This window comes from Pseudactinotalea suaedae (assembly GCF_009733815.1).
GTDB lineage: Bacteria > Actinomycetota > Actinomycetes > Actinomycetales > Beutenbergiaceae > Pseudactinotalea > Pseudactinotalea suaedae.
Map to the genome: position 1 here is coordinate 40499 of NZ_WNXY01000014.1, position 14576 is coordinate 55074.

A 14576-nucleotide genomic window follows, 5' to 3' on the forward strand; every position below is an offset into this window, starting at 1 on the left:
CGACGGCTACCACCTCACCACCCGTAGGTCTGATCACAACTAGCCGGTGATCAGGCCCGACCTCTTCAGTCGCTGCAGTGCGTTCTGGAACCAACGATGATCGCTTGGTGTCCTGTGGAGCGCCACGATCGGCTTCGTCGGATCGGGTGGTATGAGATGCCAACCGTTCTTGGTCGACTTGCTCTCCCAGCCCTGTGACTCTGCCAGTGCGACAAGGTCCTCGGGTCGCTGACCCTTGGCCATGAGGGGGTACCTCCTTTCGTCCCTATTGAGTTTCGCCAAACCGGTTGCCTGGCTTATGCACTAGTATACACCAGCCCCTTGTCACCGACAAGGCCGGGATGGCATTTCTACGTCCTATTGCTGACTCGGACCCCGGCGGCGACGTACAACGTCCTCGGCGGGGATCCAGACTCCCCGGAAGGGTGAACGTGGGTCGAGCTGCTCGACCAGCACCGCCGCACGGGTCCACGCTTCAGCGACGGTGTCGACGTACTTCTCCCCGGACTCCCACACCAGGCGGGCGACGATCGGGATCGGTGGCCAGCCAGCTTCGGTGAAGCGCGTCGGTACGGGCAACCCGTTGAGCAGCTGCTCCTGATCGTCGTACCAGGCTCCCACCACGGCACGGAGCGTCGCACCCGGGTACGACGAATGTGCCCCGCCCGACCCTGTGATGGGTCGAGCGGGGCTCAGAATCGTGGCGGTGCGGTTCAGGCCTTCTCGAGGGTCTCGATGCGCGCCTGGAGTTCGCCGCGTTCGGTCTTCCACTCCTCACGAGCGGTCTTGAACTCGGCGGCGAGCGCCTGCCGGGCTTTCCGCTCGACGTCGAGCTCCTCCTCCAGTCGAGAGATGGCGTTCTTGTAGATCCCCTCCGCCCGCAAGAACGCACCCTCCTCGACCGAGACCTGAGCCACCTTCACCGACGCCCGGTTCGCGTACCGGGCAGCGACCCACGAGCCGGCCACGGTGACGACGGCGCCGATCAGCAGCTGCCACCAGGCCAGTGCGCCGCTCACCCGCCGCCGTCCGGACGTTGACGCAGCACCTCGCCCGCCGACACCATCCCCGAGACGATGATGGTGGCGCCGGCGATCGCAGCGAACGGCAAGGCCAGGAAGTACCCGCGGGGCGATCCGCCGGTGGCCCAGCTGATCAGGTAGATCAGGGTCCACCCCGACGCCACGGCAGCGAGCATGCCGAACGCCCACCCGTCCTTGCGGAAAAACGCCCCGACGATGCCGACCAGGCCTGCAAGGAACCAGCCCACGCCGATCGCCCAGAACGGGATTCGGAACTCCAGCAGGAACGACAAGGAGCGTTCGGTTCCGGGTGAGGGCGTGGGGACGAGGTAGGCCAGTCCGATGAAGATGAACAGCAGACCTTTGAACAGCAGGTACGTCCCGCGCCGGCCGTTGATGCGGGGCCACAGCCGCCGGTTGGTGTGGTCGCCTCGCACGACTCAGACCGGCTCTGCGCCGTTAGCGGCGTGCCGGCCGGCCCCGTCGGTGAAGGTGCCCTCGACGACGCGGCCGCGCCCCACGGTCTCGGAGGTGATGCCGGCCTTCTTCCACGCCTTGTCGTAGGCGAGCCAGGACACCACGAGGCCGGCGACGAACGTCAGGAGCGCGGTGCCGGCGTCGTAGGTAGCGCCCTCGCTGGCGGTGCGGAGCAGCTCGCCCAGCGCGGCCGTGAGGGCGTTCAGGCCGGCCAGCAGCACGACCTTGGTGCGGGACTGCGTCAGCCGCGTGGTGACGAACGCGACGAACGCGGGCAGCACCAGCGAGACCAGCAGGTTGAGCCCTGCGATCCAGTCCAGCCCGAAGGTGATCGCCGGCGTCGGTGCGAGCTCGGCACCGGTCGAGGCGTGCGCGGGGTCGGCCAGCAGGGCTAGCGTGAACGCCAGGCCGATCAGGATCGCGAGCAGCAGCGTCGCGACCTTCCAGAGGATGCGGGTTGCGGTTTGCATGGGAGTACTCACTTTCCGGTGCGGATGATCCGCACCACGTTGGGTGCCTGGGAGTTGAGCCACTTCGCCTCGCCGGCGAGCATCAGCGGACCGCGGATGCCGTCGATTGCGCCGAGGTAGTAGCGCCGCGAGCGCAGGACCCGCTGCAGCGCCTTCATCTGGGCCTTGTCGTGGGCCTTGGCGGTGCCGGCTGGGCCGTCGTACTCGGCGACGTTGGACGCCTGCAGCCACTTCCGCATCCGGTCCTTGAGGTAGCGGGTGCGGTAACCCGCCGCGAACAGCAGCGTCGCCCACGCCTTGTCCAGGTTCGAGGCCGTCGAGCTGGTCGACATCGCCGCGTAGGGGTAGTCGCGGGAGGAGGTGACTCCGGGGATGGTGAGCCCGCCGCTGGGCGCCTGCTTGGGCGGCGTGCTGGCCTTCGGCTTCGTGTAGACGCGCTGGCCGTGGTAGATCTCGGCCCAGCCCTGGTAGTCGCAGCCGACGCCTGCCCAGGCCCGCTCGAGGTCCTTGATGCGGACCTTCGCCACGGTGCCGCCAGGGCCGGCGCTGGTGCTGATGCAGTACCCGCCGCCCACGCTGATGGCGACGTGGTCGTAGGAGGCGTTCTTGCCGTAGTGCAGGTCGAAGAACACCGGCACCCCGGCGGGGGCGTTGTAGTCGCCGGCGTGCCAGCCGCCGGCGCCCTGGGATGCGATCCGGGCCAGGCGCGCGGAGGCGTACCGCGCCGGGAACCCGAAGTGCCCGCGGGTGAACTTCTCGCACATGCCGGCGAAGTTGGCGCCCTTGCCGATGGCGGCGGTAGCGCGGCGAACCCGCTCGGCGACGGTGGGCAGCGCCATCAGCGTGTCTCGGCGTCGGCGCGGTCCAGCTCGTCCAGGTCAGGGGCGTCGGGGTCGTCAGCGACTCCCTCGATCAGCTCCTCCGGGAACGGCGGGATCTGCTCAGCGGGGACGGCAGCGACTTCCGGGGCCTGGTCGTCCTCGATGAGCTCGAGTGGGGTGGACATGGCAGAGCCTCCGATCTGGCCGAGGGCCATCGGTTCGTGTGGAGCTGAGGGCTAGGCGGGTGTCGGGTTCGACTGGCCCGCGGTGTACTGGGTGCTGCCGACGGCGTAGGCGGCGAAGTACTGCCAGTCGTCGTTGCCGCTGCTCGAGCGCACCGCCCATGGAGCGGTGAGCTCGACGCCGCGGTCGGTGGTGACCTTGATGGCGCCGGCGGCGATCGGGAACCGGACGTAGTACTCGCCGGCCGGTGCGGTGTAGGTGTGGACGTTGGAACCGATCTGCACCCGGACGACGTCGGACATCGTCAGGTAGGTGCCCACCTCCACCTCGTGCGTGACCGCAGAGCGGCCCGTGCCGGAGCGCTGCGCCATGAACTGTGTCTGCCCGCCGGTGATCGTCGGGGACGCGGTACGGGCGCGGGAGGACACCACGACGGCGTCCCGCACGATCTGCGGTGCCGAGCCACGCAACCACTTGGCCGCCTCCCATGCCGAGACGGCGGCGTAGGCGCCGCCTGTCGCAGCGCTGACGCCGATGTGGTGCGTCTCGGAGTAGTCGTTCCAGGAGGAGACCTGCGCCACGTCGTTCGGGCCCGCGAGCGCCCGCATTCGAGCCCACGCCGCACGGAGCGCCTGGGTGCCCTTGGACTCGTCGAACTCGCGATGCTTGGGCCGCTGCCACCCACGGAAGATGGTGAGCATGGCCCGCTCGCCGGCGGTGTGAGCCTGGGTGATGTAGCTGGCCGCTGACGTGCTCGAGATGATGCCGGGGTCAGCGCCGCCCAGACCCCAGCGGCCGGTCACCTCCTGCGGGTTCGCGGAGTTGCGGAACGCGGTGGCGTTGGCCGGGTTGCCGAAGCAGTGCCAGGTCCGCACGTTCTTGCCGTAGGTGTTGCGCAGCCGGTTGATCACGTCGTCCCACCACCCTGCGGCGGCAGCGGCCGAGCCGAGGGCGCCGAAGTTCTCCGGGCGGTAGGTCGAGACGACGTAGTCGCCCTCGACCCGCAGCGCGCATGCCTTGGACAGCAGCGTGTTGAGCGCGGTCGCGGCGTTGGCGGAGGTGCCCTGCCCGGTGCCGCCGTTGCCGTCCAGCATCGGGATCGCGTAGAAGCCCGGGAACGACCGGACACCGCCGATGGTCTCTGACGCGGCGTCGAACATCCACTCGGCAACGTTCCAGTTGTTCCCTGAGCTGCCGAGGATGTCGCACATGAACCCGTGGATGCCGAACCGGCGGGCCAGGACGATGTCCTCGCGGATCGCGTTGTACTGCCAGGTCGGCGAGGTCGGCCACGGCGCGTTCTGCCGGATCGGCATATCCCGCAGCAGCCCACCGTAGGCGGCGTGCGCACCGGACTCGCCGTTCAGGGCCAGGTAGCCGGTGTTGTAGTAGTTGGTGCCGGCGGTGTTGCCACCGGAGCCGTTGACCACCAGCGAGGGCGGGTAGGGCGGGAAGTAGTGCGCCCAGTACCGGGGGGAGGTGTACTCGGGCATCCGGAACCACAGCGTCGCCGTGGGCTCGGGCAGCACCACGGTCGGCGGTTCCGCCAGGACACTTCCCGAGGTCGCCGAGCCTGCCGAGTAGCCGGAGCGGGTGGCCGTCACCGTGACGCTGATCAGCCGACCCTCGTCGGCCACGGCAACCTCATAGGAGGGGGCCGTGGCGCCGGCGATGAGTGAACCTGACCGGCGCCACTGATAGGCGAACGAGAGCCCCGTCACCGACCACTCGCCGGTGCTGGCGACCAGGGTCCGCCCGGTCTCCGGGATGCCGGAGATCGAGGGTGCCGAGGTGTTGAGGATCGCCTCGCCTGCTCCGCCGGTCGAGGGCGTCAACGTGAGCGCCTGCCCGTCGACCACGACCACGGACTTGATGGTGGGCATCAGACCCCCTGCAGGACGATCGCCTGCGCGCGCGGGTTCGTGGCCGCCGACCAGACGATGTCGCGGGTACCGGTCGCGCCGGCGTCGACGTCCTGGACGTAGGACTCGATGACGGTGATCGAGGAGACCCCGAGCTCACCGCCGATGGTCTGGTCGACGTGCGTCATCCCAGCGGGCGGCGCGTTGACCGTGACGTTGGAGGAGCTCGAGCCTTCCTTCCAACCGACGAACAGCATGATCGCGCCGGCCTTCGTCACCGCCAGGTCGGCGGTGCGCCGGCCGTTGCTGATCGAGGTCCCGAGGTAGTCCGTCACGGCGACGTTGACCGGCGCCGCGGGGTTGACGTAGCGGAACACGAGGAGCTGACCGGCCTTGGCGGTCGCGGTCCCTGGGGTGTGAGCGAACACGTACTCGTCCGGCTCGATCCCGAGCGACCCGACCACGTGGCCGAAGATGCCGCAGACGCGGTTGGCTGCCGAACCGGTACCCGGCCATGCCGGGCCGAGCCGGGCCCAGGTACCGGACCCGGACTGCGCTGAGAAGTCGGCGGTGGCCGCGTTGTGACCAGACCCGAGGATCGCGACGAGGTAGTCGCCCTCCTGCACGCTGCCGCCGCGGACGAGGGTGACGTCCGAGGAGGTGTTGGCCGACTCGAAGACGTCGGCCAGGCCCACGTACATCAGGTCCGCGGTGACCGAGATCGGCGTGGAGAACGCGACACCGCTGGTGTGGCCGGCCTTGATCGCGGTGACCTTGACCCGGACCTTGTTGGTGCCCAGGTCCGCCGAGGTGAGCACGTAGTCATCGCTCGTGGCGCCGCTGATCGCCGAGCCGTCACGCTGCCACTCGTAGGTGTAGGAGTCGGCGGTCGGGTCCCACGAGCCGGTGGTCGTGCTGACCGTCTCACCGACCTCGAACGTGCCCGAGATGACCGGGATGGCCGTGTTGGTGACCGACGGACCGGTGGTCTTGAGCGCGGCCACGTCGGTGAGCAGCTCGGCGATACGGTCGGCGACCGTCGTCGAGCCGTCATAGTCGATGTCCCCGGCGTCGGCCGCCTCGACGGTGACCGGCACGACGGCCTTGCCGGGTCCGACGCCGAGCAGGTCACCCTCCGCTGCCGTGGCCTGTGTCGATCGCACGTAGGTCGTGAGATCGGTGGGGATGCGATCCGCGCCGAGCACGCCGGTGTTGATCTTGCTCGCACTCAAGTTCGGGATCTGCGCGGCGTCGAAGGTGCCGGCCGTGACCTTCCCAGCGGGGATGTCGGGGATCGCAGCCACTGGCAGCTGGGCGCCGTTCTCGGCCGTGATCTGGTTGGCGGGGTGGCTGTGTGTGGTCGCCGCAGCGCCGATGTTGTCCGGGGTGAGCGGCACGTTGCCGGTGGTGTCAGGTGCGACGCCACCAACCGCGGTGACCGTGCCCTCTCCACCAGGGCCGGAACTGACGTCACCCCACACGACGTCCCGGTCGACGTCGGACGCCTTCACCAGAGCCTGCTGAGTGGTGCCACCAGGTGGCAGCGGTCCCGCTGCCAGCGCCGCGTTCTCAGCTGCCTGCTGTGCCAGCAGCGCGGCCGCGAGCGCCTGCTGGGCCGCGGCGCGCGCCTGCTGGGCGGCCAAGATCCCACCCTCGAAAGACTGCAGGGTGGCGCGGGCGCCGTTCGCTGCGACGACGTCCACCGTGAAGATGTCGTCCGGGGTGTTGAAGGAGGGCACGGCGAACTGCTCGGTGACCTTGAGGACCGCGCCGGGCACCGGCACCCCAGAGGGCGCCTCGGTGATCTCCAGCGGGGTGTTGGTGCCTTGAAGGCAGACGGTGACCGTCTGGCCGCGCAGAGCTTCCAGGAGCTCACCGGTTGCGGCGTCGCGGACCTGGGTGTGCAGGAACAGAACCATGGGGATGCCCTCTCAGTTTCCGAGCCAGGTCGCCCACAGGCGCCAGTTTTGAATGCTGACGTTCGCGGTCGCGATGATCCGCACGCCCAGCTGGGTTCCACCGCGCACCCACCGGGTGTCGGTCATCGACAGATACGCCGTTCGGCTTCCGCCCCCGTACTCGACCGTGCAGATCGGGACCTGGGAGGACGGCGCCATGCCGGATCCGGCCCAGACTCCGAGGTGACCATGGGCCAGCAGCGCCGCCGTGGAAGCGAACGCGACCCGGAACCCGATCGCATACAAGCCCGCCTGCGGCAGGTTCAGCCGCGTCGGAGCGGTCTGGGTGTTGCCGACGACGTGGGACATACCCACGCCCACCACATCGCCCTCGGTCTCGGTGCTCGCGGCGGCCGCACCCACCAGCCACGACCCAGGTGTCGTGACCTGGTTGTAGGCGCCGTCACGTGCGATGAGGATGCTCGGACGAGTGCCGCGCTGGTCGCTCAGGTCGTAGGACACCCAGGCGGCGCTGGTGTTGCCGGCCATCTGGCGGACGTGCAGGACATTCCCGATCGTGACGGTCGAGCCGACCTGGGTCAGGTACTGGCGCACGATGTCGTCACGAGCGACGGCGCCGCCGTTGGTCGACCACACACGGGCGTCGATCAGGTTCTGCACCTGCGCCTGGTTCGCGCTCACGAGCGCGAGAGCGAGCGGCTGGTCGTCCTCGGTGCCTGGGGTGGTGGCCCGAGCCGGCAGAGTGATGCCGGTCTGGGGGATGTTGACGAACGTGATCGTCGACGCCTTGGTCGCACCCCAGACCCGCTTGAGCACGATCAGGAACCAGCGACTTCCCGAGGAGACCACGGGCAGCTGCACATCGGTCGTGCTGACGGTGTCGATCACACCGCACCCGATGGCTACGCCAGGGGCGATCCGGACGGTCCGGGCCTGAGCTGTGTTGACCGAGGCCGCGAGGTCGCCGGGGCCTGCCACGGTGTACCGGGCGCCCATCGCGCCGGCGTACCGCGCCCAGTCGGTCTCGTCGACGGTGCCGGCGTAGCCGATGGATGAGGTGACGGGCATGTCAGGTTCCCTTCTGCAGCCTGCGGAGCGAGGCGATAGCGCGGCCGAGGACCGTGGCCAACTTCTTGTCGTTGTCGTCGCTGCGATCGCCCACGACGGGTGTCCACCGCGGGACGGCGTTGTCCTTGCTCCAGGAGAGAGTCGCTTCGCGGAGCACGTCGGTGATCGGTGCTGCACCTGGCTGGGGTTCGATCTGAACCAGATCGCCCACGTGCACACCGGTGCCGCCGTATCGGAAGATCGACGTCTCGAGCAGCTGCACTGAGAGCCCGTACTTCAGTCCGGCCTCCGCGAGCGCGGCGTCGCCGCGGGCGTCCATGAGCGCGTTCCGGTTCGGGTCGTCGGCCTTGATGTCACGGGCGTCGATGTACCCCTCGATGACGTCACCCCACGCTGTCTCCAGCGTCGAGCTCACCCGGGAGCGGAACACTCGGGCCGTGCCCTCACCCGGGCCGCCGACCACGACACGGGTCATCTCCGGCGGCCGCCGCGACCAGGACATCCCTGCGACCGTTCCCGCCGCCTCGGACAGGTTCAGCGGGAACACGGCCGGGGTGTAGCAGTCGACCCGCAGCCCGGCCCCGCTCTGCCGCACCGTGACACCGATGCCCGCCTGGTCCACGAGCGGGAACAGCACGTCGTTGAGCCGGTCCATCCGGGACTGCACCGTGATCGTTGCGCCGCGACCCTGGGTCGGGACCACCGTCACCGGCAGCCCGAGCCGGGATGAGTTCGCCGCCACCAGCTGCTTCACCACGGTCTCCGCGGGCCCGGTGCGCACGTCGTACTCCGAGGTCTGCGACCCGAGCCCCGAGCCGGGCACCTGCCAGCCCAGCATCCGCTGCAGCAGCCGCCAGTCGTCCTGCACCTGGATCGTGTACTTCCGTGCGCCGATGCGGCCCTCGCAGGAGACCAGCCGGCACGGGCCACTCAGCACGACCTCATCCCGGTGGCGGATCACCACGCGGGCGCCAGGCTCGAGCAGCAGCGGCGTCGAGACGGCCGCCTCTGACACGACCAGCTGGCCTGAGGGCTGCTGGTTGTGCCGGGGCGTGGCCGTGACCGACAGCGGGTCACCGACCCACCCGAGTCGCTCGAACGTCTTGGAGTAGACGCGGATGTCGATCTCGTCCACGTCAGCCCCAAGCCCGCTCGTGCCGCGGCGTCAGCAGCACCCGCACGGTCCCGGTGCCGACCATGCCGACGTCGAGGGTCACGTTGGCTCCCTTCGGGATCTCGGCGAACGCCGTCTCCCCGCCCAGGTCCTTGGTCCGGTCGACGCCGCCGGCGAGCGCCGCAGCGTGGATCGCCTGCACCTGCTGCACCGCGTCCAGCCCGGTCAGGTCCGGGGTGTCGACCAGCAGGGCCCGCCGGTCCTCACGGCTGGAGTCCACGACGAGCGACTTGCCCTCAGCGACGGCGAACGGGATGACGATGTGCTTGCCCTCGAAGCCGCCGTAGGCGGAGTCGAACGGCCCGTCGTAGGCCCACACCGGTGCACCCGCCACGTCACCGGGATTCGGGATCGTCGCCGTGCTCAGCGTCGAGGCCGAGGAGATGCGCCACAGCTCCGGGGTGGCCGGGTCAGCGAACCGGGCACCGTCGGCAGCGCCGAACACCCGCACGATCGGGTCCGAGGTCCAGAACGGCTGATCCGCCACCAGGTAGGCCGCCTGCTGTGTCCACTCCATCAACCCCGGGGCGAGATCCCAGACCGTGTCATCGCGCTCCAGCCGGCACCGCAACGACCGGGCGCCACGGTCTGGGGTGATCGCCCGCCACGTGCCCTGCTCCTCGTAGCTGAGCGACTGCCAGAACTCAGCTTCGACGTCCAGGTGCTCCTGCGTGTCGGCTCCGGCCAGGACCAGGAACGGCCAGAACACCTCGCGCTCATTCACCCGGTGCCCGCGATAGCGGGAGCCTGGCAGCCCGGGAGCCTCGTCGGCGTACCTGGTCGACGGCGGCTTACCCAAGCCGCGGGTCCCGGCCAGCCGCACCGGTGACAGCTCGTTCGTCAGCGACCACGTCCGTGAACCGTCAGGTGAGGTCCAGGTGAGCTCGATCCCAGGCCACGGGTTCTCCGGGACGACCACCGGCTGCGTGGATGCCAGTACGAGGTTCACAGCACCTCCGCGCCACTCACGCCAGCAGCAGCCATCGCATCGCCAAGGCTCGTCTTGATCTCCGTCGCGAAGAGCCGAGCCACTTCCATCGCGTACCCCGGTGCGGCGTCGACCTGAAGATCGAACTGGTAGGACGCTCCGGACCCGTGGCCTGGTGCCCCGCCGGCGCTGGTGCTCGGCGCACTCACCGTGCCGGCGCCCGTGGGCATCGAGCGCAAGGTGCCCGCGAGCGCCGAGGCTCGCAGCGCCGCGACGGCCGCGTGGCCGCCAGCGGCCGCGGTCTCGGCAGCGGACCACATGTGCTCGTTGTTCGACGCCATCAGCGGGATCGAGTCCGACGTCGATGTACCGGGGCCGGTGATCGGGCCGCCTCCAGCCCGGTAGATCATGTTCTGCGAGGTCGCCGGGCTGTAGTTCGGGTCTGCATTCACGCGCGCCTGGATGGTCAGGTGACGGCGCCGGTTGATGAAGTCCTGAAGGGCGGCGTCGGCGGGCCCGGTGTCCGCGTCGACATCGAACGTCACGCCCTGCAGCGAGTACTCGTTGATGACGTCCTGGATCGTCTTCTCACCGGACGCGACTGCGGACGCCGCCTCTGCGGCCGCCTCGGCGCCGAGCTGGGCGCCGATCTGGCCGAGGATCGGCCCGGCTGCGGCTAGGTTCTCAGCGAACGCCGCGGTGGCGTTGTCGGCCTGCTGCCCGTAGACCGCCTCGAGCCGGGCTAGCTCGTCGTCGGAGGCGTCGACGAGGGCAGCGACGAGGGGAGCGCCTTCGGGGCCGAGCGTCGCCAGGTGGTCGAGCACGCCCTGCGAGACCCGGCCCGACAGCAGCAGCATGTTGGCTTCCCATGCCTGCTGCGCGGCAACCATGGCATCGAGCTCTGCGAGATAGTCGGCCAGCGAGACCGAGAACCCGTCGTAGTAGTCCTGCCACGAGTCCTCGGAGGATTCGGTGGAATCAGCGGTCGCCTGCGCTACCTCGGTGTTCTTGTCGATCACCGACTGGTACCCGCCGAGCAGGTCGATGAATGCGCCGTCGGCCTCGGCGTAGGACGCCAGCAGCTCCTCGTTCGCCGCGGTGAGCGCCTCCGTCTCGGCGGTGGCGGCAGCCGTCGCGGCCGCGGCCTCCTCCTGGCTCTGCGCGGTGCCGCCCGTCGCCTCCGCGAGATACTCCTGCTGGTCGGTGGCCTCGACCAGTGCGTCGCTGTGCTCGTCCAGGAAGTCGTTCAGCGCGTTCGCCTGCGCCAGGTGCATCGTGAAGGTGCCGCCCTGCTCGCGGTAGGCGTCCATCTGGGCGTTGACGCGGGCGACGGCGTCGGCGTTGCCCTCGATGTAGCCGCGGGCGTCCTCGGCGCTGACGCCGACCTCGTCCATGATTTCCCGGATCGAGGTGCCCATGAGCCGGATGTCGTCGGTCAGCCAGTCGACCTTCGTCGTTGCGAATGCCTCGTTGAGCGTGCGGGCGGTGTCATCGGTGATCTTGCCCATCTCGTCCAGGCTCGCCCGCAGAGCGTCGGTGCGTTGCTTCGCCTCACCCTGCCGCTGGGTGTAGATCGCGAGCGCGACACCCGCGGCCGCGAGTGCCGCACCCCAAGGGCCCATCAGCAGGTTCGCGACATTGCCGACGCTGCGGCCGAGCAGTGACGAGCCAGCCCGCAGCGCGGATACCGTGGCGGTGAGTTCCTTCAGCTTCGGCACCGCCATGAGAGCTCCGCCGGTGAGCAACCCGAGACCGGTCACGCCGGCACCAAGGATGGTCACGAAACGCTGCCCTGGAGCGTCGAGCGCCGAGAACCCCGCTGCGAACTGGCCGACCACCTTCGTCGCGTCCGCCACAGCGGGGAGGAAAGTGCCGCCGATGTCGATCGCGGCGTCCGTGATCTGGTTCCGGGCGACCTGCAGACGGGCCTCAGTGGTCGCGTAGCGCTGGTTCGCCTCATCGATCAGCGCGGTGTTTTCGTTCCACGCCTGCGCCTGCAGGTCGAGCGAGTCGGTCAGCAGGTCCGTGTTGGCCATCAGCTGCAGCAGGATCCGCTGCTCCTCGCTCGACTTGATGCCGAGGTCGGTCAGGGTGGTGATGACGTTCCCACCGGACGCCTCGACGCCGTTCAGGCCGTCGGCGAACGACGCCAGCGCGCGGATCGGGTCCTCGCGCCAAGCGTCGGAGAACTCCTGCGCCGACATGCCCGCGATCCGTGCGAAGCCTTCGACCTCCTCGCCACCGGACTGGACGGCGGAGTAGATGTCCTGCAGCACCCGCGAGACCACGCCACCGCCGAGCTCGGCCGAGACACCCATCGACGCCAGAGCCGACGCGGTCGCCAGGACCTCACCCTCGGTTGCACCCACGAGCTTGCCGGCACCGGCGATCCGCTGAGCCATCAGCAGGATCTGCGACTCGGTCGAGGCGCCGGCGTTGCCGAGAGCGACGATCGTCGCGCCGAGCTCGTCGACGTCGTCGCCGGCGGTGCCCATGATGTTCATCAGCTGGGCGATCGAGGTCGCGGCCTGATCCGCTGACAGGTCGGTGGTCTCACCCAGGTCGATCATGACCCTGGTGAACTCGGCGACATCCTCCCGCTTCACACCGAGCTGGCCGGCGGCCTCCGCGACTGCAGCGATCTCTGTGTGCGTTGACGGCAGCGTGCGCGCGAGCTGGCGGAGCTCGCCCTCCAGGGCCGACATCTGCTCCGAGCTACCGTCGGTGGTCTTGCGGACGCCCGCCCAGGCCGACTCCCAGTCGATCGCGGCCGCCGTGGCGAGGACCAGGCCGGCGGCCGTGGCGCCCGCCAGGCCGAGGATCACCCGACCGGCGCCCTCCATCGCCAACATCTGCCGCTTGTTCGCCGCCTCGATCTCCGCAGCGCGCTTCTTCGCGGCCTCGGCCATCTCCGCCTCGGCACGCATCTGCATCTGCGCCATGCGCCGGTAGTCGGTCTCGTACTTCGTGACCGCGCGGGTGGCGAGGTCGAACCCGGCTCCCTCCCAGGAGGACTCGAGCCGAATGCGAACGTCACGCTGGGCGCCGGTGGTTGCCAAGACTCACCCCCGGGGCTTCTGACGTCAGTGGCCCGGGCTATGCCGGGATCGGGGCGGTGGGTGATTCACGTTCGCCTGGTGCTCTGTGATGCACCGCTGGCAGGTGCCCAGCGACCCGGTGGCCAGTCGGACCGCTGCGCCGTCGTCGGCCGCTGTGGCGGCCTTCTCGCCCTTCGCGCGGGCTGCGCAGCCGGGACAGACATCGACGTGCGCGTGCACCCCGGTCGGGTGCTCCTCGGGGTGGTAACCGCACTGACCGCAGCGGCGCTGCTCGTGCGCCTGCCACTCCAGCGCCGCGTCCTGGCTGGTCTGCGGCCAGGACAGGAACTCATCGAGCGGGATACCCTTCGGCCCGCAGTAGCGCATGCGAGCCGCGAACAGGTGGTCCCGGGTCAGTCTTTTCCCAGGCGGCCCCGCGGCGGGGAGAAGTTGAGGCGCCAGCACGCCACGTACATGGCCTCACGCTCACCGAGCGCCCACTTCTTCGACTCGAATTGCTCCGCCCACCAGGCCGGGTCCTTCAGCTCGGGATCGATGACGCACGCCGCGACCAGAGCGGGTCGGAACGTCTCGACGTCGAGCTCGCCGTCCTCGCCGGCGTACTCGGCCAGCAGCTCCTCGAACTCCGCCGGCTCCAGCGCTACGAGCTCCACCGGCTCGAAGCACTCCTCGACGCGCGCGAGCGCCCCGTCGTAGACCTCCTGAGCTTCCAGGGTGGCCTGCGACGGGGCGCCAGCGCCGGCCTGCGCGTCTCTGGCCGTCTCAGCCGTGAGGAACGTCCGCGCGTCCTCCAGGGCCTCCTCAGCCTGCGTGGGGTCAGCGAGCGGGACACGGAAGATCGTCGTCGAGCGACGCTCCTTGCCCTCGATCCGGTCCCGCGCGCCCATCAGGCAGCGGCGGCAGGGAGGGTGACCTGGCGCGGCTTGTTTGGGATCGAGTAGGACACCGTCAGACGGTGCTCCTGCTCGGCCACCGTCCGCAGCGGCGTGATCGCCGAGACCGTCGCCGGGAACAGCTGGGCCGGGTAGCCGGGCTCGTCACCGCCATCGGCGATCAGGAGGAACCCCTTGTCGCCCACGTCGTGCACGGTGCGGACGTCCTGCCCGTCGAGCGAGGCGGCGTAAGTGATCGTCGCGGCCTGCATCGAGGTGCGGCCCGTCATCGACGGGGAGAACCTGGACCCGAGCGTGTTCACGCTGAATGCGTTCGGGGTCGGGTCCCACCCGGCGAGGTCGACGATCTCGTTGGCGAGCTCGGTGCCCGCGGTGATCTCCGGACGCGTGGGCTCGGTGCCTGCCACAGCGGGCAGCCAGAAGACCTTGGAGATCTCGACCGCGAAGAAGCGGTCCGACTCCGGGATGGTGGTGCTCATGCCTGTTCTCCGTTCTCGGGGTTGGAGCCGCCCTCACCGGGCGATCCGTTGTCGCCAGCCGGCGGCTGGTCGGTCGTGGCGTCGGCGAGCGCCCAGCCCGCCTGACGGTGATGGGGGATCGTGGGCTTGCTCATCCACGCCGTGTTACCGGAGGCCGCGTGCTTCATCAGCACCCGGCCATCGCGCGAGATCGCGCGCTTCTTGCGAGCCATCGGTGGTCT

15 protein-coding genes are annotated in these 14576 nt (G+C 69.6%); all 15 read right to left on the reverse strand.

What is annotated here, in order from left to right:
* Positions 1–357 precede the first annotated feature (357 nt).
* Positions 358–624 (reverse strand): hypothetical protein, encoded by a 267-nt coding sequence (locus GPA04_RS20095; RefSeq protein WP_156226008.1) that lies wholly within the window; start codon positions 622–624, stop codon positions 358–360.
* Between the two features lie 89 nt (positions 625–713).
* Positions 714–1019: a hypothetical protein gene (locus tag GPA04_RS20100; protein ID WP_156226009.1), complete on the reverse strand. Its 306-nt coding sequence runs from the start codon at positions 1017–1019 to the stop codon at positions 714–716.
* On the reverse strand, positions 1016–1459 hold the full coding sequence (locus GPA04_RS20105; RefSeq protein WP_156226010.1) for a hypothetical protein: 444 nt from the start codon (positions 1457–1459) through the stop codon (positions 1016–1018). The genes GPA04_RS20100 and GPA04_RS20105 overlap by 4 nt, the downstream gene beginning before the upstream one ends.
* A 3-nt stretch (positions 1460–1462) precedes the next feature.
* Complete coding sequence (locus GPA04_RS20110) at positions 1463–1969, reverse strand: hypothetical protein (protein ID WP_156226011.1); 507 nt, start codon at positions 1967–1969, stop codon at positions 1463–1465.
* A gap of 8 nt (positions 1970–1977) precedes the next feature.
* Complete coding sequence (locus GPA04_RS20115; protein WP_156226012.1) at positions 1978–2808, reverse strand: hypothetical protein; 831 nt, start codon at positions 2806–2808, stop codon at positions 1978–1980.
* Positions 2808–2975, reverse strand: a complete 168-nt coding sequence (locus GPA04_RS20120) for a hypothetical protein (protein WP_156226013.1) — start codon at positions 2973–2975, stop codon at positions 2808–2810. The genes GPA04_RS20115 and GPA04_RS20120 overlap by 1 nt, the downstream gene beginning before the upstream one ends.
* A 51-nt stretch (positions 2976–3026) precedes the next feature.
* Complete coding sequence (locus GPA04_RS20125; RefSeq protein ID WP_156226014.1) at positions 3027–4856, reverse strand: endo-1,3-alpha-glucanase family glycosylhydrolase; 1830 nt, start codon at positions 4854–4856, stop codon at positions 3027–3029.
* Complete coding sequence (locus GPA04_RS20130) at positions 4856–6754, reverse strand: hypothetical protein (protein WP_156226015.1); 1899 nt, start codon at positions 6752–6754, stop codon at positions 4856–4858. Before GPA04_RS20130 ends, GPA04_RS20125 begins: the two co-directional genes overlap by 1 nt.
* A gap of 12 nt (positions 6755–6766) precedes the next feature.
* Positions 6767–7822 carry a hypothetical protein gene (locus GPA04_RS20135; RefSeq protein ID WP_156226016.1) on the reverse strand — a complete coding sequence of 352 codons (1056 nt, stop codon included), beginning with the start codon at positions 7820–7822 and terminating at the stop codon, positions 6767–6769.
* Between the two features lies 1 nt (position 7823).
* Positions 7824–8957 carry a Gp37-like protein gene (locus GPA04_RS20140; RefSeq protein ID WP_156226017.1) on the reverse strand — a complete coding sequence of 378 codons (1134 nt, stop codon included), beginning with the start codon at positions 8955–8957 and terminating at the stop codon, positions 7824–7826.
* Position 8958: 1 nt separating this feature from the next.
* Positions 8959–9945 (reverse strand): hypothetical protein, encoded by a 987-nt coding sequence (locus GPA04_RS20145; RefSeq protein ID WP_156226018.1) that lies wholly within the window; start codon positions 9943–9945, stop codon positions 8959–8961.
* Positions 9942–12983, reverse strand: coding sequence for a phage tail tape measure protein (locus tag GPA04_RS20150; RefSeq protein WP_156226019.1), 3042 nt, complete (start codon positions 12981–12983; stop codon positions 9942–9944). Before GPA04_RS20150 ends, GPA04_RS20145 begins: the two co-directional genes overlap by 4 nt.
* A gap of 392 nt (positions 12984–13375) precedes the next feature.
* Positions 13376–13870, reverse strand: a complete 495-nt coding sequence (locus GPA04_RS20155) for a hypothetical protein (protein WP_156226020.1) — start codon at positions 13868–13870, stop codon at positions 13376–13378.
* Positions 13870–14355, reverse strand: coding sequence for a phage tail tube protein (locus GPA04_RS20160; protein ID WP_156226021.1), 486 nt, complete (start codon positions 14353–14355; stop codon positions 13870–13872). The genes GPA04_RS20155 and GPA04_RS20160 overlap by 1 nt, the downstream gene beginning before the upstream one ends.
* Entirely contained in the window at positions 14352–14567 is a 216-nt protein-coding gene (locus GPA04_RS20165; RefSeq protein WP_156226022.1) for a hypothetical protein, read from the reverse strand. Before GPA04_RS20165 ends, GPA04_RS20160 begins: the two co-directional genes overlap by 4 nt.
* Positions 14568–14576 lie beyond the last annotated feature (9 nt).

What these genes read in the sequence shown, in the direction of transcription:
- GPA04_RS20110 (WP_156226011.1), bottom strand. Translation starts at nt 1,969, where the DNA reads ATGCAAACCGCAACCCGCATCCTCTGGAAGGTCGCGACGCTGCTGCTC.
- GPA04_RS20115 (WP_156226012.1), bottom strand. Translation starts at nt 2,808, where the DNA reads ATGGCGCTGCCCACCGTCGCCGAGCGGGTTCGCCGCGCTACCGCCGCC.
- GPA04_RS20120 (WP_156226013.1), bottom strand. Translation starts at nt 2,975, where the DNA reads ATGTCCACCCCACTCGAGCTCATCGAGGACGACCAGGCCCCGGAAGTC.
- GPA04_RS20125 (WP_156226014.1), bottom strand. Translation starts at nt 4,856, where the DNA reads ATGCCCACCATCAAGTCCGTGGTCGTGGTCGACGGGCAGGCGCTCACG.
- GPA04_RS20130 (WP_156226015.1), bottom strand. Translation starts at nt 6,754, where the DNA reads ATGGTTCTGTTCCTGCACACCCAGGTCCGCGACGCCGCAACCGGTGAG.
- GPA04_RS20135 (WP_156226016.1), bottom strand. Translation starts at nt 7,822, where the DNA reads ATGCCCGTCACCTCATCCATCGGCTACGCCGGCACCGTCGACGAGACC.
- GPA04_RS20155 (WP_156226020.1), bottom strand. Translation starts at nt 13,870, where the DNA reads ATGGGCGCGCGGGACCGGATCGAGGGCAAGGAGCGTCGCTCGACGACG.
- GPA04_RS20160 (WP_156226021.1), bottom strand. Translation starts at nt 14,355, where the DNA reads ATGAGCACCACCATCCCGGAGTCGGACCGCTTCTTCGCGGTCGAGATC.
- GPA04_RS20165 (WP_156226022.1), bottom strand. Translation starts at nt 14,567, where the DNA reads ATGGCTCGCAAGAAGCGCGCGATCTCGCGCGATGGCCGGGTGCTGATG.